We start from the raw sequence: 22,867 nt of genomic DNA on the forward strand, positions 1-22,867 counted from the left end.
TGCAACCGTCAGATCAGACAATGGAGAACACCATGGCAACCGCCGACCCGACGGTTATCAAGCAGCCGCGGCGTACCGCGCTGCGCCCGGCCACGTTGATGGAGTCAGTGTATCAGGAAGTCCTGAGCCGCCTGCAGCGCGGCCAGATTGGTCCCGACGACCGTGTGCTCGACTACGAGATCGCCGAGGAATTCGAGTGCACGCGCATGCCGGTCCGCCAGGCGTTGCTGCGCCTCGTGAACGAGGGCTATCTGGTCGGCACCACGCGCGGTTTCGTGACGCCGGTGCTGACCGGCGAAGACGTGCGCGAGATTTTCGAGGTGCGGCGCATGCTCGAACCCGGCGCGGGTGCGGCGGCTGCCGCCGTGCTGACCGACGAGCAACTCGCCGGCATGGGCGCGGCGTATCGGAAATGCCGTCGCGCATTCGAGCGCAAGGACATTGCGCTGATGACCGAGGCCAATGTCGAGTTTCGCGCGATCTGGCTCGAAGGCGTGCTGAATTCGCGGCTCAAGGGCACGATCCTGCGTTTCGCCGATCACACGCGGCAGGTCCGCCACGGCACCATGACGAAGCCCGGCACCATGAAGCTGATCGTCGATGGCATGCAGGTCCTGCTGAAGGGTTTCGTGAACCGTGACGCCGTGACGGTGCGCTCCGCGACGCAGGCTTTTATCGACGACGCCGAGCAGCAGTATTTTCTCGATACCGGCGATGCCACCTGAAGCCTCGGCTCCATGAACGACTTCACCGGTGTGTCGATCGTGGCAGCGGTCGAAGTGCCATACAGGCGGCATGCGGAGGCCGGCACCAGCACGGCGGGACTGCTTGCCCAGGCGGTGACGGCGGCGCTGGCGCAGGCGGGTCTGTCGGCAAAAGAAGTCGATGGGCTCGGCGTGGCGTCGTTCACGTTGCCGCCCGATCATGCGATCGATTTTGCGTGGCGCGCGGGCTTCACCGTGCGCTGGTGCATGGACGACTGCCATGGCGGCGCGAGCGGCATCAATCTGTTGCAGCACGCCGCGCGAGCGATTCAGGCAGGCGACGCCCGCGCCATCGTGCTGGTCAGTGGCGATCATTTCGAGGCAGCGGATTTCACGACGCTGGTCGAGAACTACAACGTGACAACGCGCACGCATCTCCGGCCACTGGATACGGGCGGCCCTAATCCGTTGTTCGCCATGCTCACCCAACGGCAAATGCGCGCCCTGCAATTGACGCGCGAGGACTATGCCGCGCTATGCGTTGCGCAGCGTGAATGGGCGTCGATGAATCCGGCCGCCGTGTATCGCGCGCCCTTGACCCTGGAGGCGTACCTGGCCGCGCCGCTCGTTGCGGAGCCGCTCTGCCGCTTCGATTGCGTGCCGGTGGTGTCCGGGGCGAACGCCATCGTGCTGACGTCGTCGACCCATCCTTGTGCGGCGCGTGTGCCGGTTCGCATCCGTGCGCTGCGGGCCGCGTACAACGTCGATCATCAACACGGCGATGGTCTCGTGACCGGACTCGCCACGCTTCGCGAAGCCCTGTGGCGCGACGCCGATCTTCTTCCCGCCGATATGCATCTGGTGTCGGTCTACGACGACTATCCGTCGATGATCGTCGCTCAGTTGATCGACCTGGGTTTCGCGGGCGATCAACCGGATGCCGGCACCTTCATTCGTGAGCGCATCGCATCGCGCGATTTGCCCGTGAATACATCAGGCGGGCAGTTATCGGCGGGACAAGCGGGCGCTGCGGCAGGCATGCATGGACTCGTCGAGGCGATCACCCAGTTGCGCCATGAAGCGGGCGCGCGTCAGGTCGCGCGAGCGCGTTTCGCTGCGGTGAGCGGCTATGGCATGGTGCAGTATCGATACGGCATGTGTGCAAACGCCGTCGTGCTCGAAAGCGGTGTCACGCCATGAACGTCTTCGCTTGCACGCTATGCGGTCAGTGCGATTTCCCACGCCGCCTGCTGTGCGCGCACTGCGGAAATGATCTATTCAATGAAGTCGATGCTGCCACAGGCCGTGTAGAAGAGGTCACGGTCCTGCATCATCGTGCCGGAAAACCGGGTAGTGAGATGACTTGTCTGGCGACCCTGTTGACGGATGCCGGCCCGCGTGTGATTGCGCGACTCGACCGCCCGCTCGCGCCCGGGACCGTCGTCGGCATTCAGTGCGAAAGCGACGGCGCGCTGGTCGCCTTCGCCCTGTAATCAGCGTTTCTTCCACGCCCTCACGTCGAAGCAGTCCGGTGCGTTCAACGGGTCCGAGCCAAACGCCGCCAGTTGAGTCTTCTGCACCTTGTTCGTCGATGTCACCGGCAACGCGTCCACGAACGCAACGTAGCCCGGCGCCTTGTAATACGACAGCCGTTCCAGGCACCAGGCCTGCAACGCCCGGGCCGTCGCTTCGTTGCGTGCGGTTCCCGGGGCGACGATCACGCACGCCAGCACTTCTTCATCGCGCAGGGCATCCGGCGCGGCGATCACGGCGGTCTGCTGTACATCGGGATGATCGAGCAGACACGCTTCCACTTCCAGTGCCGCGATATTTTCGCCCGACCGGCGAATGATGTTCTTCTGCCGGTCGACAAAATGCAGGCTGCCGTCGTCGCCGCGACGCACGATGTCGCCGGTATGAAACCAGTCGTCCTGCCACGCAGCTTCGGTTGCCGCGTCGTCCTTCAGATAACCACGAAAAAATCCGCGACGCGGCTCCGGCCCTGCCCGACGCACCAGCATGTGGCCCGGCACGCCTGGTTCGACCGCGTGTCCGTCCGCGTCGACCAGCTTCACTTCGATACCCGCACGCGGCCGGCCAAAGCATCGCGAGCCTGCATGACGCGGTTCGTGACTCGATGCAATCACGGCACCGCCGCCCGTCTCGGTCATTGCCCAGCCTTCGATCAGCGGGAAACCGAAGCGCTGTTCGAAGACCTGTTGATGCTTCGGATCGACATTCGCGCCATAGCCGAATCGCACCGCGTAATTTACCGGCACGTCGTCCGTCAGCGCCAGCAGAATCGCGGGCATGACGCCGAGATAATGCACGATCGTCGCGCCGCTTTGCACCACGTCCGTCCACCAGTTGCGCGGATGAAAGCGGTCGAGCTGGATCACGCATCCCGCCGACAACACCATGGCCATGGTGGAACAGGCGAGGGCATTCATGTGGAACAGCGGCAGCGGCGTGATCAGCCGTTCGACGCCGGCACGGACCTCGCACAGTCCACCTTCCGTGATGTACGACTCGCCAATGGAGAGGAAATAGCGGTTGTCGAGAAGGCATCCCTTGGGCTTGCCCGTGGTGCCGGAGGTGTAGAGCAGCGCGCATTCATCGTCGATGGAAGGCGGCGACCCGGACGCAGCGGTGGGTTGAATGACAGGCAGCGTTGGCGAGTTGGCATCGGCGAGAGGCAGCTTGCCATCGAGCGCGGCACGGAGCAGGTCCAGCGTGGATTCGATCCCGACCGCCAGAACGATTTCGCTGTGTTCCGCCACGTACGCAATGTCGTGTGCCCGGGCGTCGGCATTCAGTGGCACGACGCTCACACCGAGCGCGTTGAGCGCGAAGAAATGAACGAAGAATTCGGGACGATTCTCCATCAACAGGGCGACGCGCATGCCTTTGCCATAGCCCGCATCGCGATATAGCGCAACCTGCTCGTCGATCCACGCAAGCATCTCTCCATAGCGCACGGTCAGTGCTTCGGCGCTTGCGTAATGCTTGCGCGCGGAGGCGGGGATATGCAGGAAATCGTTGTCCGGGAATTGCCGTGCGGTGTGTTTGAATGCCAGATAAGGCGAAGTCGGTGTCATTACGTATGAAGTGTCCGGACGAGCGCTTTCCCTGACCGGTACGTATTGCACGGTCCAAAAACGCTCCAGTTAAAGTTCAGTCGTGATCGTGGCGCAAGCCCGCTTCGCGCATCAGCGGCAGGATCCGTTCGCAGAAGAAAGGCAGTTCATCGGCATAGTTGACGAATGTCAGTGCTGCACCGGCGAAACCGCTTGCGTGGATCTTGATGAGTTCATCGACTATATGCACGGGCGTCCCGACCAGCGGAAAGCTACCGGTGCCCGCCGCAAAACGCTGGCGGTACTCGGTAAAAGCGCGGTAGTCATGGCTGTTGCTGAAGCCCTTCTTCTGCTTCATGTGATAGTCGAGCGCCGCTTCGTCGGTCTGCTCCACCGAGTATCGATGGTAATAATCCTGCGCTTCCTGAGCCGTCTCGCGACACACGACATGCGCCACCGTGTACACGCCAATATCACGCCCCGCTGCCTGTGCACGCGCGCGAATGTCCCTGACGTGTTCGCGCCCGGCGTCCAGTTCGGAGAAGGTGGTGAACAGGTAGTCGCAGTACTGCGCGGCGAAGTCGCGGCCCGGCGCGCCGAACGCGGCGTTCATCGTGACCGGACGCGGCGCCTGCAATGGCACCGGTCGAGAGATAGCGCCTTTCAACTGATAGAACGCGCCATTGAAGTCGAAGGGTTCGGCCGACGTATAGAGCTCCATCAGTACGTCGGACCATTCCGCCGCCTGTTTGTAGGCCTCCGGATTAAGCTTCACGCCGAACATGTCGAATTCGTCGGGATTCCACCCGCACACAATGTTCAGGCCAACGCGACCATGACTGATGTGATCGATGGTCGCCAGTGCTTTCGCCGCGTAGATCGGATGCACGAGCGGCACGTGCACGGTCGAAAACAACGCAATACGCCGCGTGACCGCTGCCAGTGCGGCGGCGAACGTAAAGGTCTCGAACGACCACTCCCGCACGTGCGTCGTACCACCGAAGCCGCGCCAGCGAGCGATCGGGAGGAAGAAATCCATGCCGCCTTCATCTGCTGCAATCGCCGCGCGCTGCACGTCGTCCCAGGTGGCGCGCCATTGCTCGGGCACGGTCGTGAATGAAAGGCCGCGATCCGCGTTGGCTGCGAAGACGCCGAGCTTGAACGGGTGAGCGTGTCGCATGGGATTCGCGATCAGTTCGGTCAAGACAGGCTCCTTGCGAGCAAAATTGGTATTGAAGAATACTGAATTCAGAAAAATCACATGTCAAGGACTGCGTGCAATGCGTTGCGTCTGTACGAACAACGATCGTTTCGGGGTATGGCGCGCGCAAATAAAGCGTACTGCGATGCACGCCGTGCACAAGCCCGTTCCGCTATGACGGGCAGCACGTGGCGGGTCCGGGGACCGGCGCCTGAGGCCCGGGCGCGGCGTATATCAGACGAAAAAAACGCTCATTTATATAGGGTATTGAAAAATCCTTTCCCTACGAAACCCTGTACTTCGCATGCATTCACCAGCCGACCAAGACGGCGACGAGCCGCTTCCTATTCGCATGTCTCACCCGGGTTGGCACCGTCATTAGATGGCTTTGCCAAAAAACAATTTTGGCAAGTTCTTGACGTCCGATTTTTACTGAAATAATCTGAATTCAGAATGTTGATAGACCGCCAACATTCCGCATTCCGAAGGCCGTCGCTCGATGACTTACGCGACGCACCAATTTCAATTGAAGTCATTGAGTCAAGCAACGACGTCATACACCCTTCGATCTTTTAACGGAACCCAAGTGAAAACTCCTCTTATTGCTGCATCGCTTGCTGCGTTGTGCGCGAGCGGATCAGTCTGCGCGCAGAGCAGCGTGACGCTGTACGGCATCATCGATGAAGGCCTGACGTTTTCGAACAATCAGTTGGGCAACAAGTCGTACCAGATGCAAAGCGGTATTTCGCAGGGTAGCCGCTGGGGCTTGCAGGGCACGGAAGATCTGGGTGGCGGGCTGTCCGCGGTGTTCCGTTTGGAGAATGGCTTCGATATCAACTCGGGCAAGTTGCTGCAGCAAAGCCGCATGTTCGGGCGCGCCGCTTACGTCGGGCTCGCAAGCAAGACGCTCGGCACCGTGACGCTCGGGCGGCAGAACGAACTGATGGGCGACTACGTCGGCCTGTACACGGCAAACGGCAACTGGGGCATCCTGTTCCCGCACCCGGGCGATCTCGACAACACGGGTATCGACTTCCGTATCAATAACGCGGTGCGCTATACCTCGCCGATCATCGCGGGCATCCAGGCTTCGGCACTGTATGGATTTGGCAACGTTTCAGGCGCCGTCAATCGCGACGCGGTGAAATCCGTTGGCGTCAAATATGCGGGCGGCCCAATCGCGCTGGCTGCGGCATTCACGTCGATCGATCATCCTGCGGAAGCGGTGTCCGAAGGCGTGTGGACACCGACCAATGTGGTCGATGGAAACTACGGCATTGCAGCAACGCGCTATCAGTCGTTCGGCGTGAGTGGGCAGTACTCGTTCGGGAAGGCGAAGATCAGCGCCGACTACACGAACACGAAATTTCTCGGACTCGACCCGACGCTCGGCGCGAAGATCGGCGGCCACGCAAGCTTTAGCGTGTATGAAGTGGTGGCCAGCTATTTCGTGACGCCATCGCTGCAACTTGGTACGGGTTACAGCTATACGCAAGGGGACGTTTCGGTGACGTCGGCTAAACCGAAATATCATAATGTCGACGCCATCGTCGATTATTACCTCTCAAAGCGCACCGATACCTACTTGCAGGCAACCTACATGCATGCGGCCGGCGACGCTCAGTACGCGGACCTTGGGCCGGTGCTGCAGCGTTCGAGTACGCCGAATCAGGTGGAAGTGCGACTGGGGTTGCGGCACCGGTTCTAAAGCCGGCGGGCGCACTCAGGTCACCCCCACTTTTGCTTCTGTTATTGGCCGTCAATAATCAAGGCTTGCAGGTCGCGTAACGCTCCACATCCAAACGCTGCGCGCGCTATCCCTTCTACATCCGGCGTATTGCCGGGACACAGGAGTATCGATGGACAGTTTCGAGATCGACGCGAAGCGCAGGCAACTGCTGCTGGGTTCACTGGCGGCAGGCGCAGGGCTGATCCTGCCGTGGGACATCGCGCGGGCGCAAGGTCAGGCGAGCGATGAGGTATTGAACATCGCCTATATCTCCGACGTGCCGACGTGGGACCCGACGGCGATCACCGTGCCGCAGGCGCAGTCGATTTATGAAACCGTCTTCGATTCGCCGTTGCGCTACTCGGCCAAGCTCGCACTCGAGGCGCGCCAGATCACGGCTTGGAAGTGGCAGGACAAGACGGCGCAACGACTCGAAATCACGTTGCGCGACGACATATTTTTCCACGATGGCTCGAAGCTGACGACCGTCGACCTGAAGTACAGCCTGCACGATCGCCCGGCGGCCGACAAGAAGCTCGCGGTCGGCGGCATGTTCCAGACGCTGACGGACGTCGAGATCATTTCTCCTACGCGCGCCGTGCTCGTGTATGCAAAGCCGACACCGGCCGCGCCGATCTATCTCGCGTTTCTCGCGGGGTACATCTTGCCGAAGGCGTATATGGAGAAGGTCGGCAGTGACGGCTTCCAGACGAAACCCGTGGGCGCGGGGCCGTACAAACTGGTCGATTACCAGCGTGGTTCGCGCATCGTGCTCGAAGCCTTCGACAAATACTGGGGCGGCGTCCCCAGCATCAGGAACGTCACGTTCCAGATCACCACGGAGCCGTCGGCCCGCGTGGCGGCGGTCGAATCGGGGCGGGCCAGTATCGCCGTGCAGATTCCGTTGCGCGAGGCGCAGCGTCTTGCGAAGACTCCGGGTATTACGACGAAGATCTATCCGTACAGCGAAATCTACATGCTTCGGATGCCGAACTACGTCAAGCCTTTCGACGACGAAAACGTGCGGGCGGCGATGCACTACGCCATCGATACCGCCGCGCTTTCCAAAGCGTTCTACGGCGGCGAAGCCGTGCCCTTGTCGGTGACGGCGACGCCCGGTTCTCCCGCCGACGTGCCCGGTTTCAAGATCGGCTTCGATCCGCAAAAGGCGATTGCCGCGCTGGCGAAGTCCGGCTATGGCCCGAACAAGCCGGTGAAAATTCCGTTCCTAACGACCAACGGCACCTTCCCGAGCGATTACGACATGGCACGCGCCATCGCGGGGATGTGGCAGAAGGTTGGCATCCAGGCGGATCTCACGCAGACCACGATGGCGAAAGTCATCGGCGAGATCCAGGCGACGAAGATGAGCGGCGTGCTGCTGTATAGCTGGGCCAATGCGACTGGCGATCCGGAGAACTACACCGGCCGCATTCTTGATCCGCGGCTGCGTTTCTCGGCGTGGAAAGACGATGCGCTCGCACCGCGCGTCGAAGCGCTGATGACCGAAGTCGATGAACAAAAGCGCATGGCCGGATATCGGGCGCTGGGGCAGGAAGCGTCGGAAAAGTCATGGGTCGTGCCGCTGCTGCAGGCAGTGACGACGATTGCGTACCGTTCGAATATCGATGTGAAAACCTTCAACAGCGGCTATATCCTGCCGGTCGAATACAAGCGCAAATGAGCTGATCCGGCAACAACCAGGAGCTTGCGATGCAGATTCAAGATTCCGTCGCCTTCGTGTCCGGCGCCAATCGTGGCGTGGGCGCGCAGTTCGTGACGAGTTTGCTTGCGGGCGGGGCGCGGCGCGTCTATGCCGCGGCGCGCGACGTGAACGCACTGAGCGTGAACGATCCGCGCGTGGTCCCCGTGACGCTCGACGTGACCGACCCACGGCAGGTGGCGCACGCGGCGTCGCTTGCCGGCGACGTCACGCTGCTGGTCAACAACGCGGGCATCAACCGGCTTGAACGCGCGATCGTTCCCCGCGACGGGGACGCGGCGCGGGCCGAGATGGAAGTGAATTACTTCGGTACGCTCGCCATGTGCCGCGCGTTCACGCCCGCGCTGATCGCCAATCACGGCGCCGTTGTCAACATGCTGTCGGTCCTTGCGCGTGTCGCGTTACCGATGATGGGTTCGCTGTGTGCATCGAAAGCGGCCGCGTTGCGCATGACCGAATGCCTGCGCGCAGAACTTGCGGCGCATGATGTGCGCGTGCTCGCCGTGCTGCCCGGTGCGATCGATACCGACATGAGCCGCGATTTTCCACCGCCGAAGCTGGCTGTCACGGAAGTCGTCGATGCCGTGTTCGCCGCGCTCGGAGTCGGCCCCGACGAGGTCTACGTCGGTGCGATGGCGCAGGGCGTGGGCGCGGGTTTGGCAGCGGATCGCGAGGCGGTACAGAATCAGTTTGCGGGTTATCTTTGAATGTCCAGGGATTGGCAAGGAGAGAGATGATGAGCGGTCAAACCATACAGGTGACAGCGCAGGACGGCGGCACGTTCGCCGCGTATCTGGCAAAGCCGGCACAAGGATCGGGTCCCGGTCTTGTGTTGCTGCAGGAGATTTTCGGCATCAACGGCTACATGTTGGCGATGGCCGACCGCTACGCCGAGGAAGGCTACGTGGTGCTCGTGCCCGATCTGTTCTGGCGCATGAAGCCCGGCGTCGACCTCGGCTATGACGAAGTGGATTTCGCCGAAGCACTCGGCTACAACGAGAAGCTCGACGAAGGGAAAGCGGTCGACGACATCGCCGCGACCATTGCTGCGTTGCGCACCTTGCCCGACCACGCGGGCAAGGTCGGCACGATCGGCTATTGCCTCGGCGGCCGCCTCGCCATGCTCGCCGCCGCGCGTACCGACGTCGATTGCGCCGTGAGCTATTACGGCGTGGGACTCGACGCCTACACGAGCGAGAGTGCATCGATTCACTGTCCAATGATCTTCCATTTCGCCGAGAACGACGCGCTGACGCCGCCGGAGACGCGCGAAAAAATCATCGCGGCGCTCAAGGAAAAAGCGTCGATCGAAACCTATGTGTATCCCGGCTGCGATCACGCATTCGCCACGCCCGAGCGCGAGAACTTCGACAAACCCGCAGCCATGATGGCGTATTCGCGGACCATGGCCATGCTGCGCAAGGCGCTCGGCCCCGTGTACGACCTGAACCAGTTATGGGAGATGCACTGCTACTACGAGTTCGGCACGCGCGACGTGAATGCCGTGATGCCGACCATGGTTGCGCAGCCCTACGTCAACCACGTGCCGACCATGACCGGCGGCGTCGGGCACGATCAATTGAAGCGCTTCTACAAGTACCATTTTGTCGATTCGAATCCCGCCGACACCCGCCTGATCCCCGTCTCGCGAACGATAGGCGCGGACCGGGTCGTCGATGAATTCGTGTTCTGTGCAACACATGATCGCGAGATCGACTGGTTGTTGCCGGGACTCAAGCCCACGGGAAAATATTTCGAAGTGCCGATGCTCGCGGTCATCTGCTTTCGCGGCGACAAGCTGTACAACGAGCATATCTATTGGGATCAGGCGTCGGTGCTGGTGCAGATCGGCGTGCTCGATCCGACGGGCTTGCCGGTTGCCGGCATCCAGACCGCGAAGAAGATGGTTGATGAAACCTTGCCGACCAACACGCTGATGCCGAACTGGGCATCGAGTGAAGGAAAACCGGTGTAAGGCGAGGCGATGCCATTGAGTTGGCGTCGCTGAGTTTTCATCGCTGAGTTTTCATCGCATGAACAAGCCGCCGTTGATGTCCCAGCAAGCGCCGTTGGCAAAGTAGGCATTCTCGGCGGCCAGCATGATTGCCGCGTCGGCAATGTAATCGTCCGAACCCAGGCGACCGACCGGAATGCTCTGGATGACGGCGTTCAACTTGTCCGCCGGCACGCTCTCGTGCACGATCGGCAAGTCCATCGGCCCTGGCGATATAGCGTTGACGGTCACGCCGCGTGACGCCAGATCGCGCGCAAATACCTTGGTCAGCGTGATGACGCCTCCCTTCGACGCCGCATAGTGCGCGCCCGTCGCGGAGCCGCCATTCTGACCCGCCAGCGAAGCAATATTGACTATTCGTCCGATCCCGGCGTCGGCGAAATATTGGCCGAATACCTGGCATCCGAACAGCACGCTGCGCAGATTGACCTGGATCACCTGATCGAATTGTTCGGCGGTGATGTCCATCACCGGAACGACTTTGGACGCGCCCGTGTTGTTGATCAATACATCGACATGCTGCCATGCCGCCAGCATGGCATCACGCGCGGATTCGAAGTCTGCTTTTTGCGTGACATCGAGTGCGAGGGGGATGGCCGACGCACCATCGGGACTCAGGTCGCGCGCCAGTTCTTGTGCGGCATCGAAGGCAATGTCGCCGATCGCCACGCAATATCCCGCGTCATGAAAACGCCGCGCGATGGCCGCGCCGAGGCCACGCGCCGCACCCGTGACCAACACGACTCGCGTCTTCATCATTGTCCCAGTGCAGCTTCGAAACATGCAGCGATCGCGCAGACGCGTTCGTCGTCACCCTTGAAGCCGATGATCTGCAATCCCGCAAATAACGGTGACCCCGCGATCGGCAAAGGCAGGCTGAGCGCGGGATGGCCGCTCAGATTGAATGGGCGGATCAGCGACGACATGGCAATGACCGGCGTGCCGTTGCGCGCTGCCTCGAGCGTGATCGGCAACGCAGGCAAGGTCGGAAGCACGAGCACGTCGACGGATTGCAGCGCATTGTCCACCTCGGCAGTGAAACTCGCGCGCACGCTTTCGGCAACTGCGAGATCGGCCTTCGTCATCGTCGATGCATGCCGCAAGCGGGCATCGAGATCCGCACCAAGCTTGCCGGTCTCGATCAGATGCCCGAACGCGGCCCAGGTCTCCGCGTTGATCGCGGTGAGGCCGGCGTCGAAGGCGGCGCGCAGATTGAGCAAGTCGACGTTCCGCGATGCAAACCCGGCCAGCCCTGGCGCGCCGGCAACCGCCTCGCTGATCGCGCGATCGGCCTCCACCGGCACGATGCCAATGCGCACATTCGCCGCGCTGGAATTGGCGAGGGCTTCATCGAAGTCAGGCGTGATGGCGGCCATGACGTCGATCAGCGTCTGCATCTCGCGTGCAAAAGGGCCGACGCAATCGAGCGTCGAGCGCGCGGGCGCAACGCCGCGTCGCGATATGCGGCCGAAGGTCGGCTTCATGCCGATTACGCCGCAACAGGCAGCGGGACCTCGCACCGAGCCACCAGTGTCCGTGCCCAACGCCGCCGTTGATAACGACAAGCCCACCGCCGCCGCCGATCCGCTCGACGATCCGCCGGGAATGCGCGTTTCGTCCTGTGGATTTTCCGGCGTGCCGGTGTAGTCGTTGATGCCGGTCATGCCGAACGCGAGTTCGTGCATGTTGGTCTTGCCGACGATCTGCCAGCCCGTATCGATCAGACGCTGCACGACTTCCGCGTGCTGCGCGGCCGGTTCCGCATCGGCGAGCGCGCGGCTTGCAGCGGTCGTCGCATGGCCCGCAATGTCGATGGAATCCTTGATCGCGATGGTCGGGCCGTCGGCGTCGCCAAGCGTAAATTCGCTGATGAATTCGTTCATTGCTTAAGGGTTGTCCGTGGGAGAGGGATGGACTTGCCAGGGTGCATCGAACAGCCGTTGCGTGCGGAAACGACGAATCAGCCACGCCGCGCCAGCGGGCGACGGCACGAAGTCGACTTCCAGTCTTGCCGCGATCAGTTCCGCATGGTCGTCGACGTAACCCGATGCCTGCAACATGATCCAGCGTCCTTTCGCCGCGCTCGCATGCGCATCGACGTCGATGGTTTCCGACGTCAGGAAGTGCGTGTTGACAACGAAATGGGGCGTGGGCGGAAGGTAACGCGTGAGCATTGCCAGGATCGCCTCGCGGCCTTGAAGATAGCCGAACTTGCCTGCGTACAGCGGACCGATGCCTTGCCAGATTGCGTCATCCGTGAAGAGCGAGCCCAGCGTTGCGCCGTCGATACCGCCCGCCGGCACGTCGCACAGCGCCATGTAGCGTGTCAGCGTCCTGCGCACCGCGCGCTCGGCTTCGAGCACCGCGATGCGCATGAGCAGCGAAGCCGTGGTGTCGTCGGTCGGGCTCATGTGGGTTCGGGCACCTTGAGTGCGCGGCCAATACGCGCTTCGATCTTGCCGTAACGCCACAGGTTGTATTCGCCGACCGGCGTCGTTCTGTAGAGATTGCACACCGCTGCCGCGGTATCGAAGTCCCCGACGTCGGCCATGATGTAGAACGTCCATGGCGCGCCGCCGGACTGACCGACGACCAGTTTGTCGTCGTCCATGATGCCCAGGACCTTCACACCCTCCATGCTCTCGACGCCTTTCAGCATGGCGCCATAGGCTTGCCACACAGCGCCGATCTTCTCGCGCGGAAGGTCGAAGAAATTCTGCGTCACGCCACAGCAGAACAGGACGCGCAGCGGGAGTGAAGCGGTGTCGGTCATGCTGATCTCTTGTTGGTTCGATGAAGCGTCAGTGTATCGGCAGACGCGCGTGACTCAGAGCAGGAAGCCGATGGCATTGAGTGCGTCGGTGGAATCGATCAGCCGCACCACCTTCTGTTCGATCCGCGGTTCGCCGCTGGTCAGCGAAAGCCGATGCTCGACGTCTGCCGCGAACAAGGTCGCCACGCCGCGCTTGTAGGCCACGATCACCTGGGCCGAGTGGACGTCGATCATGTCGGCTTCTTCACTCGCGACCGTAAAGCGCGATACCGTGCGCACGGTGCGCGCCGCGTCGGTGACCGAGGGCGAATAGCCCGAGGTCAATCGCTGTACGCGCAACTCGCGCATGTGCTGGTCGTCGTAGGCATAGTTCAGCGTGGCGGCGAAGTCCGTTGCGTCCGGATCGATGGGTACGACATAGAAGCCCGACGGCGACCACAGATCCAGCCACGCACGATAGTTCTTGCTATCGAGCAGTTCGGCCTCGCGCCAGATGAACTGGACCGCCTTGGCAAAGGAGGCGTGCGAGAGCAGGGCGTTAGTATCGTCCATGTTATTTGCCCTCCATCATGTCGCGCCATTTGGCATAGGCGGCGCGCATGCCGGTTTCGTCGGTGGCGTGCGCGGTCTTCTCGCCGTTTTCCGAGGTCACCTCGCGGTTCAGGCCGCGATTGACGAGGATAGGGACGTCCGGTCCCGCATGGGAGCCGCGCTGCACGCGTTCCCATGCTTCGGCGTCGTCGGGGCTGCCGAATCCGAATGGCCCCTGAAAATGTTCATGCACGCGCAGGCGCGCGCGGTTCGCTTCTTCGGGTCCGCCCTGCATGCCGAGCGCGACGTGACGAATCTCGGTCTCTTCGGCGGAAATCGGGCGCAGCACGCGAAAGAATGCCATCGACAAAGCCAGGTTCGGAAACAGGTTCAGATTGAAGCCGACACCCATCAACGAGCGCACGATGCGCCGCACCTGATCCGGTGGATAGTCGGCCGCGAGCGACGCGGCCAGGGCCTCATAGCGCGCAGGAATCGGCTCGCCGTTGTCCTCGTCGAGGTCGACGATCTCCGGGACCAGGACCGCGAGACTGTGGCCATTGCCGAGCGAGCGGCAGAACGCTTTGTCGCTGGTCATGAAACTGGTAATGGCCGCCGCGGTTTCGTCGTCGATGGTCTTCATCCACGACTTGTGGACGACCGGGAAATGATAGAGATCGGTCGTGTTTTCAAGCTGGATCTTCCAGTTGCCCTTGAACTTGAACTTGTGCTCGCCGTTTGTCTTGACCGGAAAACCCGCGCCCTGCTTCATGAACAGGTCGATCCACGGTTTCGCGCCGCCGAGATAATCGTCGAGCGGCTCGATGTCCTGGTTGAAGCTCGCGAAGATCAGGCCCTGGTACACGCCGGTGCGCAGGCGTTTGAGCGGCAGCTCGGTTTTATCGACCACGCCTTCATAGCCGTCGCCGTACGGCAGCGCGCGCAGCGCCCCATCCAGGGCATAGGACCAGCTGTGATACGGACACGTAAAGCCGCGCGCATTGCCCTTGTGCTGCTCGCATACGGTCGCCCCGCGATGGCGGCAGCGGTTCTCCAGCACGTTGATGGCGCCGGTCTTGTCGCGCACCACGATAACCGGTTGGCGGCCGATAGTCGTCGTCCTGAAATCGCCCGGATTCGGCAGTTCGCTTTCGTGCGCGACCCAGATCCAGGTCTTGTAGAAAATGCGTTCGAGTTCCGCTTCGAAGATTGCCGGATCGTAATACAGCGAGGGCGAGACGCGATCGACTTCCGCGCGCTTGTACAGCGCGCTCGCGTCGATTGCCTGATAGGCCGCAGATTGGGTTTCGCTCATCGAACACCTGAGTAGAGTGGGACGGACACTTGTTATGAATCGGAGTGTGGGCCGGGTGATGTCATAGGTCAAATTCATCTAAAATTGGTCTGGTCATCAATCCGGCAAATATTATGACCTCGATCGATCACGTCGACCTTAATCTGCTACGCGTCTTCAACGCGATCATCGAAGAGCGCAGCCTCACGCGGGCAGGGCAGCGCCTCGCGCTGTCGCAACCGGCAATCAGTTACTCGCTGGGACGCCTGCGCACGCTTTTCGACGACCCGCTGTTCATCCGGACGCGTGTCGGCATGCAGCCGACACCCATTGCCCTGGAACTGGCGACGATCGTGGGGCGTGCGCTCGATACCGTGCGCGAGGCGCTGCGCTATGCCGAGCGCTTCGACCCGGCGGTGAGCACGCGGACCTTCAGGCTGTCGCTCTCGGATGCGGGGGAGCTGGCTTATTTGCCGCCGATCTGCGAGGCGCTGCATCGTCTCGCGCCGCGCATCAAGTTGCGCATCGATCCGACGCCGGTGGAGGAGATTGAAGAAGCTCTGCGTGTGAGCCGGCTGGATTTCGCGATCGGCAACTTGCCGGAGCTGACGTCGAAAACGCGCCACCAACTGCTCTTCGATGAAACCTACGTATGCATGACGCGCAAGCGGCGTGGTCTGCCGAAGGGCTCGCAGATCGGTCTGGCCGCGTTTTCGGGCGCGGACCATGTGCAGATTTTATCGGTGGAGCACAGTCATCATGCACTAGAAGATGCGTTCCGGTCGCATGGTATCGGGCGTAATACGCTGCTGGAACTGCCGCACTTCGTGGCGTTGCCGAGCGTGCTAGGTGTGACAGATTACTACGGCACACTACCGCGCCGGCTCGCACAGATCTTCAACCGCGACAACCGTTTCCGAATCTATGAATTGCCAGTTCGCCTGCCCGGCGCAACGGTCTCAATGCACTGGCACGATAACTTCCACAACGACGAAGGCAATGTCTGGCTGCGTGACCTGATGACCGGCATCGTGAAGACGTTTGACCGGTTTCCATATTCACGGTTGTAACGCGAGGCGGAGCGACTAGAGATCGAGCACGAGTAACGGAGATGTCGAGCGTGACACGCAGCAACAGATGACTTTGCCGCTAGCACGCTCCGCTTTGCTTAGGCAGTGGTCGCGGTGCTCGGGCTCACCACTAAGCACATCGACCATGCAAGTGCCGCAAACGCCTTCTCCACACGACGTATCAATAAGGATGCCAGCCGACGCAAGCGCGTCGACGATCGACTGGTCCGGCTCTACGCGTACTTTTGTCCCGTTACTCGCGATCTCAACCTCGAAGGAAGCGACCGCCTCTCGCGCAACGGTGGATTCGGCGAAGAAACGTTCAAGATGAATCGAGCTAGCGGGCAGGACCGACTCGCCAGTTCGCACCACGCAGTCCATGAACCCGCTTGGGCCGCAGGTGTAGACGTGGGTGCCGGGGGGAACGTCCGTCAAGCAGACAATCACTTCATGACGGAGTTTCGAAGGTTCGACGCCGTAGTGCACCACTACATGTTCCGCGAAACGGGACTCGGTCAGCAACGTCATGAATGCAGCGCTCGCGAAATCCCGCACAAAATAGTGAAGCGTGAAGCGCGGATGCTCGCGCAGCAGTCGGTACGCCATGCTGAGCAATGGCGTGATGCCAATGCCGGCTGCCATCAGGATATGACCGGTTGCCGTGTCATCCAGCCTGAAAAGGTTGCGTGGCGCACTGGTGATCAATTGCGTACCCGGCGTCACATCATTGTGAAGAGAGCGCGAGCCGCCGCGTGAGCGCGTCTCGTGCTTTACGGCGAATTCGTAATGCTGCAACTGATCAGGATCACCGCACAACGAGTATTGGCGCATGACGCCAGACGGGCTAGTGACGTCGATGTGCGCCCCGGGCTCGTAAGCGGAAAATGGCTCGCCATCAATACGCGAGATGACATAAACACGAATGTCAGGCGCTTCATCGCGGATCGCGTCGACACGGACGGTGACAGGTATGGAATTCATGAGCTTTTTTGATCGTGTAAGTCGATAGTCGAAGCCGGCTGTATTTGCCGACGGCGAGCGCCCGAGACTAACGGCCTGTGGTGAATCCGTCCAATCGATAACAAATCTGTTGACATATAAACCGGGCAAATAACACGGGAGTGTCGGCGCTTGGTCAAAGTGGCTGTTGGGCGCCGCTGGATAGTTCAGCTCGTCTGGAACGAAGCGCGCGCGAGGCTGCACAGCAGCGTTGTAGCCTGCGACTTGTCATCATTGCGTCGGCTCATGATGATGGGCGAGCTCAGGCGCTCCACGACGTACCGATAAGCAACACCGTGTGCGCGCAAACCATCGACGCTCTTTGGGACGAGGCACACGCCCACGTTCGCTGCAACGAGTCCCAGCGCGGTCTGTAATTCGCGCACTGCGTGCACGGCTTTCGGCTCGAGCGCATGGTCGCGCATGGCCGATAACTGCTGGTCTGCATAGCTCGGGCGCGGAGTGCTCGGATATACGATCAAAGTTTCCTTAGCGATTGCCGCGAGCGTCAGCGGCTCATCGCGCATTGCAAGTGGATGATCTTGTGGCAATGCTACGATCAGCCGCTCCTCGACTAGCACTTCCCGCGCAAGCTGATCGTCGTCGAAACGCAGGCGCCCGAACCCTATGTCGATACGACCGCCTTTCAGCGCGCTGAGCTGTTCGATGGTGAACATTTCGATCAGCGACAACTCCATCTGCGGCGCGGCCTCGCGAAACGCACGGATCACCGTGGGCAACGGACCATACAACGTCGATGGCACGAAGCCGATCACCACGCGCTCCGCGAGTTGCGCAAGCCGGCGGGTGAGCGGCGCGATTTCGTCGGCCTCATTCAGGAGACGCTTTGCTTGCGTATAGAAGATTCGACCAGCCTCGGTCAGACGCAAGGGCCGCGCGCCGCGCGCGAACAGCGGCAAGCCAATGTCTTTCTCAATCTGCTGGATTTGGCGGCTTAGCGGCGGCTGTGTCATGTGCAGGCGATCTGCCGCGCGGGTGATGTTCATTTCCTCGGCAACGGCCACGAAATAACGAAGCTGGCGAAGTTCCATGCATACCCCTAAAGTATGAAAGTAGTCGGTATGGGTGTTGGACTTTCATGCAGGTTCGTTCGTAACATGAAGACCTTCAGGAGGACCGCATGATACCAACACCGGTAAAAATAAGGGCTGTAGAGACGATTCTGCTGGACGTGCCGACGATCCGTCCGCATCGGCTCTCGCTTGCGACCATGAATTGTCAGACGCTCGTGTTCGTCCGGGTTGAATGCGCCGACGGTATTGAAGGTGTGGGTGAAGGCACGACGATCGGAGGACTTGCTTATGGCGAGGAGAGCCCGGAAAGCATAAAAGTCAATATCGATACTTATTTCGCGCCGCGCCTGATCGGCATGGACGCAACCCGGCCGGGTGCCGCGATGGCCGAGATGCGCTCGCTCTACCAAGGCAACCGGTTTGCGAAATGTGCGCTAGAAACCGCATTGTTCGATGCCCAGGCGCGACGCCTCGGCGTGCCGCTCTCCGAACTGTTTGGGGGCCGCGTGCGCGACAGCGTGGAGGTGGCGTGGACGCTCGCAAGCGGTGACACGGCGCGCGACATCGAAGAAGCGGAGCGGGTGCTGGAAAGCCGCAGGCATCGTGTTTTCAAGCTGAAGATCGGTTCTCGCGCGGTAGCCGACGATGTCGCACACGTGGTCGCGATCAGCGAGGCGCTTAGTGCGCGCGCCGAAGTCCGTATCGATGTGAACCAGGCGTGGTCGGAAGCCGACGCAATGTGGGCGCTGCCCCGTCTCGCCGATGCCAGCGTCAAGCTGATCGAACAACCGGTTGACGCGTCCGACCGCATGGGACTTAAGCGCTTGAGCAAACTCGGCCGCGTACCGATCATGGCGGATGAAGCGCTGCATGGCCCCGCCGATGCCTTCGCACTTGCAAGCATGCGCGCGGCCGATGTGTTCGCTGTGAAGATCGCGCAGTCGGGCGGACTTACAGGCGCAGCAAGCGTTGCTGCGATTGCACTCGCGGCGCATATCGATCTGTATGGCGGCACGATGCTCGAAGGCGCTGTCGGCACAATTGCGTCGGCGCAGTTGTTTAGCACATTCCCTTCACTCGCCTGGGGCACCGAGCTGTTCGGCCCGCTGTTACTCACCGAAGATATCCTCACCGAGCCTTTGCGCTACGAAAATTTCGCTTTGCACCTACCGCGTGGACCGGGTCTGGGCGTGACGCTCGATTGGGAAAAAATCGGCCGTTTGCGACGCGATTCAAAAAGAAACGCGACGGTCTTCCAAAGCTGAGATTTTTTTGCTTCAAATCAAATTTCCAAACATAAGGAGACAATTGTGGACAAGCACATAATCGACGCACTGCTGCAGCAATTCAACGACAGCGCGACTGAAGCCGGCAACCCGCGCACGAAGATCATTGTAAACCGCATCATCCGCGATCTCTTTTATACAATCGAAGACCTCGATGTGCAGCCGGGCGAGTTCTGGACCGCAGTGAACTATCTTGCCGAAGCCGGCCAAAGCGGGGAACTGGGCCTCCTTGCGGCAGGACTCGGCTTCGAGCATTTCCTGGATCTGCGGCTTGACGAAGCAGAAGCGAAAGTAGGCCTCGAAGGCGGGACCCCACGCACAATAGAAGGGCCACTCTATGTCGCCGGTGCGCCGGTTTCCGAAACCTTTGCGCGCCTCGACGATGGTACGGATCCCGGCGAGACGCTCGTCATGCGCGGCAAGGTGGTAGGCGAGGATGGCGCACCGCTCGCGGGCGCGCTGGTGGAGGTGTGGCATGCGAATCATCTTGGCAGCTACTCGTACTTCGACCAGGCGCAGCCTGCATTCAATCTGCGCCGTTCGATCCGGACTGGCCACGACGGCAGCTACAGCTTTCGCAGCGTGGTGCCGGTAGGTTACAGCGTACCGCCGCAAGGCAAGACGCAACTTCTGCTTGATCAACTGGGTCGTCACGGGCACCGTCCGGCCCATATTCATTTTTTCGTCTCCGCTCCGGGCTTCAGAAAACTGACTACGCAAGTCAATATCGACGGCGATCCCTATCTGTGGGACGACTTCGCATTCGCGACTCGCGACGGCCTTGTGCCCGAGCTGAAAAAAGCTGAAGGCGATGCCGGCAAGCCTTACGGAATCGAAGGGAGTTTTGCGCTGATCGATTTCGATTTCGCGCTGTTCAAGGAGCGCGATGCCGTCCCAGCAGCGGAAGTCGAACGTACTCGTGCACAAGCCTAGATTGTCAAGTAACAGCGCTGTTCATACCGTGCTCGCAAAGTCGCGCGCACGGTTTTCATTTTTTCCGAGCGGGACTAGGGGAGTCATGATGCTGTTTCACGTTGAGATGACCGTCAACCTTCCAGTTGACACGGATGCGGTACGCGCAGCACGATTGAAGGCCGACGAGAAAGCGATGGCGCAGAAACTGCAGGAAGCCGGGGTGTGGCGACACTTGTGGCGCATCGTTGGGCAGTATGCGAATGTAAGCATCTTCGAAGTGGAAAGCCCGACGCATCTGCACGAGATACTCAGCCAATTGCCGCTCTTTCCGTATATGAACGTCCAGGTGAGGGCGCTTTGCCGGCATCCTTCGTCGGTACATGCAGGCGACCGGTAAGCCGCGCGCCCTCAGGCAACATGCAACGCCGGCTTTAACGCACCCGCAAGGTATCCGACGGCGACTCGCCAAAAATCGCCTTATATGCCATTGCGAACCGTCCGAGATGCGTGAATCCGCAATCGAGCGCGATTTCGGCAACGCGCACATTGGCGGGTGCTTCGCGTAAAGCGTCGCGAGCGCGTTCCAAGCGTAACTGGCGCACGAACTGCATCGGGCTTACGCCCTTGAAACGCTGAAATCCGTCGTGCAGTGTCCTTACGGAAACACCCGCGGCGTTGGCTATCGCGAGCAATTCGAGCGGCTCGCTGCAATGCTCTTTTATGAAGGCCTCTGCGCGCTTTATGAATGCAGGCGATACGGGCCTTGCGGCCTGACCGCTCGATTGCGCCGTCTGACCTGCGTGCCCAGTTGCAAAAAGATCGATCAGTAGGCGTTCGAGTTGCACGGCGACGCCGGGGTTGGATCGGGCACACGCAAGCAGTTCCGCCGAGCTTGCAACGAGCTCGAGTTGCTGCATCCACCCACGCAAACGGACGCCGCCGACCGGCACGACCGATGCAAGCTCCCCTGCTGTTAGGCCCGTCTGCAGTTCGAGCGCGACTGGATCGATTCGCAGCACAAACTGCTCGGAGCCAGGCGAGAGATGCGCATCAAATGCCTGGCCCGGCGCGCACAGCACTCCTTGCTTGCGGTTCACCTGCATCGAGCGCCCCATCGTACGCACTTCGGCCTCGCCCACGACACAGAACATCAGGAGGTAATAGCCGTCTACCGCTTTTACATCGACACGCATCGCATCACCAAAGCCGATTGTTCCGAGGCCCAATCCGCCCAGTTTCACGAAGTCCATATACGAACGGCCGCTACCTGAGCCTGCTGGCACGAGCGCGTGCGGCTGCATGACGCGTGAGATCAACTCGCGTGTTTCATCGAGATCCGTCGATTCGAACAGTCGATAGCTTCGCAATGCGTCGGCATGAAAAGCGGCGGGAGACATGGATTTGTCCGTTGAGCAAAAGCGATGGCAACGATGGTACTGCAACTCCGCCCGGCAACGCACGGCAGATTTCTGCCGGAATTGGAGAACGCGGCATGCAGGCGACCGTTACTGGATAGACCAACTATTTTGGCGCGCCAAAAATCGATTTATACAAGATTTCCACTAAAAGGAATATTCGCCATGCAAACGAACGGACGTGCTTGGTGCAACGTACGCGATGTCCGCAGTGCACGAAACGCCCTTACGACGTATGGATTCGGCAGACGGCGACGGGGTTGCCTTCCCGCACGATGACGGCTCACGGGTGCCCTTCAAGGTTTTCAGCTCACAAGCGGTTTATAACCGGGAACAGGAGCGCATCTATCGCGGGCCGACTTGGAATTTTGTCGCGCTCGAAGCGGAAAGCCTCAAACCGGGTGACTTCAAGAGTACGTTCGTGGGTGACACGCCCGTAGTGGTCACGCGTAGCGACGACTGGATGCTGGCAGCCTGGGTAAATCGCTGTGCACATCGCGGTGCGTCGGTATGCCGGAAATCGCGCGGCAACGCGAGCTCGCATACATGCGTCTACTATCAGTGGAGCTTCGACAAAAGCGGCAACCTGCTCGGCGTTCCAATTCGCCGGGGCAGAAGGGCATGGCAGGCATGCCCGCCAATTTCGATCCGAAGAATCACAGTCTCAGGAAATCGCGCGTCGAGAGTTACCGCGGCTTGGTATTCGCCACCTTCAGCGAAACGCTGGAGCCGTTGCCCGAAGATCTGGGCAGTCCATGCAGCTGGATGGCGCCATCGAGGCGAATGGAAGAAGCGCAGTGGCTATCACCGACGGTCGCTGATCGAAAATCCGATGTACCGGTATAGAATGCTCATGGGGAAATGTGTTTCGGCGCGCTGCATTGGTTCACAAGCGACGGAGGTCGCCATCCGTGTTGGCTCCATCAACCAAATGGTCACGCGTGCACGCCCGCAGTCCTGCGTATTTCATGAATTTAGGATCGCGGGTGAACGCCCGCCTGCACGATCTATTTTTGCAACATGTATGGACGCCCCCGGCTTGTCAAACGATTCATTCCGTGATGGTTCGAAGGTGGAGATTGCAGCCATGTATCCGGACTTC

General features: G+C 60.7%; 22 protein-coding genes and 2 pseudogenes. 13 read left to right on the forward strand and 11 right to left on the reverse strand.

What is annotated here, in order from left to right; genetic code table 11:
* Window positions 1-32: 32 nt before the first annotated feature.
* The 3 genes from AXG89_RS32490 to AXG89_RS32500 are packed head-to-tail and all read left to right on the forward strand — an operon-like array spanning window position 33 to window position 2,197.
* Window positions 33-725: a GntR family transcriptional regulator gene (locus AXG89_RS32490; RefSeq protein ID WP_062174735.1), complete on the forward strand. Its 693-nt coding sequence runs from the start codon at window positions 33-35 to the stop codon at window positions 723-725.
* Window positions 726-737: 12 nt separating this feature from the next.
* A complete protein-coding gene (locus AXG89_RS32495; RefSeq protein ID WP_062174736.1) occupies window positions 738-1,904 on the forward strand; it encodes a thiolase family protein in 1,167 nt (388 codons plus the stop codon).
* Window positions 1,901-2,197, forward strand: coding sequence for a hypothetical protein (locus AXG89_RS32500; protein WP_062174738.1), 297 nt, complete (start codon window positions 1,901-1,903; stop codon window positions 2,195-2,197). Before AXG89_RS32495 ends, AXG89_RS32500 begins: the two co-directional genes overlap by 4 nt.
* On the opposite strand, the gene AXG89_RS32505 is transcribed toward AXG89_RS32500, so the two are convergent.
* Both AXG89_RS32505 and AXG89_RS32510 read right to left on the reverse strand, forming a co-directional pair.
* Complete coding sequence (locus tag AXG89_RS32505; RefSeq protein ID WP_062174744.1) at window positions 2,198-3,802, reverse strand: AMP-binding protein; 1,605 nt, start codon at window positions 3,800-3,802, stop codon at window positions 2,198-2,200. It lies immediately after the preceding gene.
* A 76-nt stretch (window positions 3,803-3,878) separates the two neighbouring features.
* Complete coding sequence (locus tag AXG89_RS32510) at window positions 3,879-4,961, reverse strand: LLM class flavin-dependent oxidoreductase (protein ID WP_062174903.1); 1,083 nt, start codon at window positions 4,959-4,961, stop codon at window positions 3,879-3,881.
* 607 nt (window positions 4,962-5,568) lie between these two features.
* Here AXG89_RS32510 and AXG89_RS32515 point away from each other — a divergent pair.
* The 4 genes from AXG89_RS32515 to AXG89_RS32530 all read left to right on the forward strand — a co-directional run bounded on the left by AXG89_RS32515 (window position 5,569) and on the right by AXG89_RS32530 (window position 10,409).
* Entirely contained in the window at window positions 5,569-6,690 is a 1,122-nt protein-coding gene (locus tag AXG89_RS32515; protein WP_069638484.1) for a porin, read from the forward strand.
* A gap of 151 nt (window positions 6,691-6,841) precedes the next feature.
* Window positions 6,842-8,395 carry an ABC transporter substrate-binding protein gene (locus tag AXG89_RS32520; RefSeq protein WP_062174746.1) on the forward strand — a complete coding sequence of 518 codons (1,554 nt, stop codon included), beginning with the start codon at window positions 6,842-6,844 and terminating at the stop codon, window positions 8,393-8,395.
* 29 nt (window positions 8,396-8,424) lie between these two features.
* Window positions 8,425-9,141 (forward strand): SDR family oxidoreductase, encoded by a 717-nt coding sequence (locus tag AXG89_RS32525; RefSeq protein ID WP_062174748.1) that lies wholly within the window; start codon window positions 8,425-8,427, stop codon window positions 9,139-9,141.
* 29 nt (window positions 9,142-9,170) lie between these two features.
* Window positions 9,171-10,409 (forward strand): dienelactone hydrolase family protein, encoded by a 1,239-nt coding sequence (locus AXG89_RS32530; RefSeq protein WP_062174905.1) that lies wholly within the window; start codon window positions 9,171-9,173, stop codon window positions 10,407-10,409.
* Window positions 10,410-10,460: 51 nt separating this feature from the next.
* Here the strand turns inward: AXG89_RS32530 and AXG89_RS32535 are convergent, their stop codons facing one another.
* The 6 genes from AXG89_RS32535 to AXG89_RS32560 are packed head-to-tail and all read right to left on the reverse strand — an operon-like array spanning window position 10,461 to window position 15,067.
* Window positions 10,461-11,204: an SDR family NAD(P)-dependent oxidoreductase gene (locus tag AXG89_RS32535; RefSeq protein WP_062174906.1), complete on the reverse strand. Its 744-nt coding sequence runs from the start codon at window positions 11,202-11,204 to the stop codon at window positions 10,461-10,463.
* Window positions 11,204-12,331, reverse strand: a complete 1,128-nt coding sequence (locus tag AXG89_RS32540) for an amidase (protein WP_062174750.1) — start codon at window positions 12,329-12,331, stop codon at window positions 11,204-11,206. Before AXG89_RS32540 ends, AXG89_RS32535 begins: the two co-directional genes overlap by 1 nt.
* A gap of 3 nt (window positions 12,332-12,334) precedes the next feature.
* Entirely contained in the window at window positions 12,335-12,859 is a 525-nt protein-coding gene (locus AXG89_RS32545) for a nuclear transport factor 2 family protein (RefSeq protein WP_062174753.1), read from the reverse strand.
* Window positions 12,856-13,221, reverse strand: coding sequence for a hypothetical protein (locus AXG89_RS32550; protein ID WP_062174755.1), 366 nt, complete (start codon window positions 13,219-13,221; stop codon window positions 12,856-12,858). The genes AXG89_RS32545 and AXG89_RS32550 overlap by 4 nt, the downstream gene beginning before the upstream one ends.
* A 54-nt stretch (window positions 13,222-13,275) precedes the next feature.
* Window positions 13,276-13,773, reverse strand: coding sequence for an aromatic-ring-hydroxylating dioxygenase subunit beta (locus tag AXG89_RS32555; protein ID WP_062174757.1), 498 nt, complete (start codon window positions 13,771-13,773; stop codon window positions 13,276-13,278).
* A 1-nt stretch (window position 13,774) separates the two neighbouring features.
* Window positions 13,775-15,067 (reverse strand): aromatic ring-hydroxylating dioxygenase subunit alpha, encoded by a 1,293-nt coding sequence (locus AXG89_RS32560; protein WP_062174759.1) that lies wholly within the window; start codon window positions 15,065-15,067, stop codon window positions 13,775-13,777.
* 113 nt (window positions 15,068-15,180) lie between these two features.
* On the opposite strand from AXG89_RS32560, the gene AXG89_RS32565 reads away from it, so the two are divergent.
* The gene (locus AXG89_RS32565; RefSeq protein ID WP_062174761.1) at window positions 15,181-16,116 is read left to right on the forward strand and encodes a LysR family transcriptional regulator; all 936 of its coding nucleotides are present in this window, start codon (window positions 15,181-15,183) and stop codon (window positions 16,114-16,116) included.
* Between the two features lie 15 nt (window positions 16,117-16,131).
* Here AXG89_RS32565 and AXG89_RS32570 read toward each other — a convergent pair whose 3' ends face one another.
* Window positions 16,132-17,097, reverse strand: a complete 966-nt coding sequence (locus tag AXG89_RS32570; protein ID WP_062174763.1) for a PDR/VanB family oxidoreductase — start codon at window positions 17,095-17,097, stop codon at window positions 16,132-16,134.
* Window positions 17,098-17,282: 185 nt separating this feature from the next.
* A complete protein-coding gene (locus AXG89_RS32575) occupies window positions 17,283-18,167 on the reverse strand; it encodes a LysR family transcriptional regulator (RefSeq protein ID WP_062174765.1) in 885 nt (294 codons plus the stop codon).
* An 89-nt stretch (window positions 18,168-18,256) separates the two neighbouring features.
* Between AXG89_RS32575 and AXG89_RS32580 the strand changes: the two genes are divergently transcribed.
* The 3 genes from AXG89_RS32580 (at window position 18,257) to catC (ending at window position 20,747) form a co-directional block, all read left to right on the forward strand.
* Window positions 18,257-19,414 (forward strand): muconate/chloromuconate family cycloisomerase, encoded by a 1,158-nt coding sequence (locus AXG89_RS32580; RefSeq protein ID WP_062174767.1) that lies wholly within the window; start codon window positions 18,257-18,259, stop codon window positions 19,412-19,414.
* Window positions 19,415-19,459: 45 nt separating this feature from the next.
* Complete coding sequence (gene catA / locus AXG89_RS32585; RefSeq protein WP_062174769.1) at window positions 19,460-20,368, forward strand: catechol 1,2-dioxygenase; 909 nt, start codon at window positions 19,460-19,462, stop codon at window positions 20,366-20,368.
* An 88-nt stretch (window positions 20,369-20,456) separates the two neighbouring features.
* The gene (gene catC / locus AXG89_RS32590; RefSeq protein ID WP_062174907.1) at window positions 20,457-20,747 is read left to right on the forward strand and encodes a muconolactone Delta-isomerase; all 291 of its coding nucleotides are present in this window, start codon (window positions 20,457-20,459) and stop codon (window positions 20,745-20,747) included.
* Window positions 20,748-20,781: 34 nt separating this feature from the next.
* On the opposite strand, the gene andR is transcribed toward catC, so the two are convergent.
* On the reverse strand, window positions 20,782-21,747 hold the full coding sequence (gene andR / locus AXG89_RS32595) for an anthranilate 1,2-dioxygenase regulatory protein AndR (RefSeq protein ID WP_062174771.1): 966 nt from the start codon (window positions 21,745-21,747) through the stop codon (window positions 20,782-20,784).
* Between the two features lie 220 nt (window positions 21,748-21,967).
* On the opposite strand from andR, the pseudogene AXG89_RS32600 reads away from it, so the two are divergent.
* A pseudogene (locus AXG89_RS32600) lies at window positions 21,968-22,516 on the forward strand (Rieske 2Fe-2S domain-containing protein); the annotation flags it as partial.
* A gap of 24 nt (window positions 22,517-22,540) precedes the next feature.
* A pseudogene (locus AXG89_RS32605) lies at window positions 22,541-22,723 on the forward strand (IS5/IS1182 family transposase); the annotation flags it as partial.
* Window positions 22,724-22,867: the final 144 nt, after the last annotated feature.

This window comes from Burkholderia sp. PAMC 26561, from assembly GCF_001557535.2.
In the GTDB taxonomy this organism is placed as follows: Bacteria; Pseudomonadota; Gammaproteobacteria; order Burkholderiales; family Burkholderiaceae; genus Caballeronia.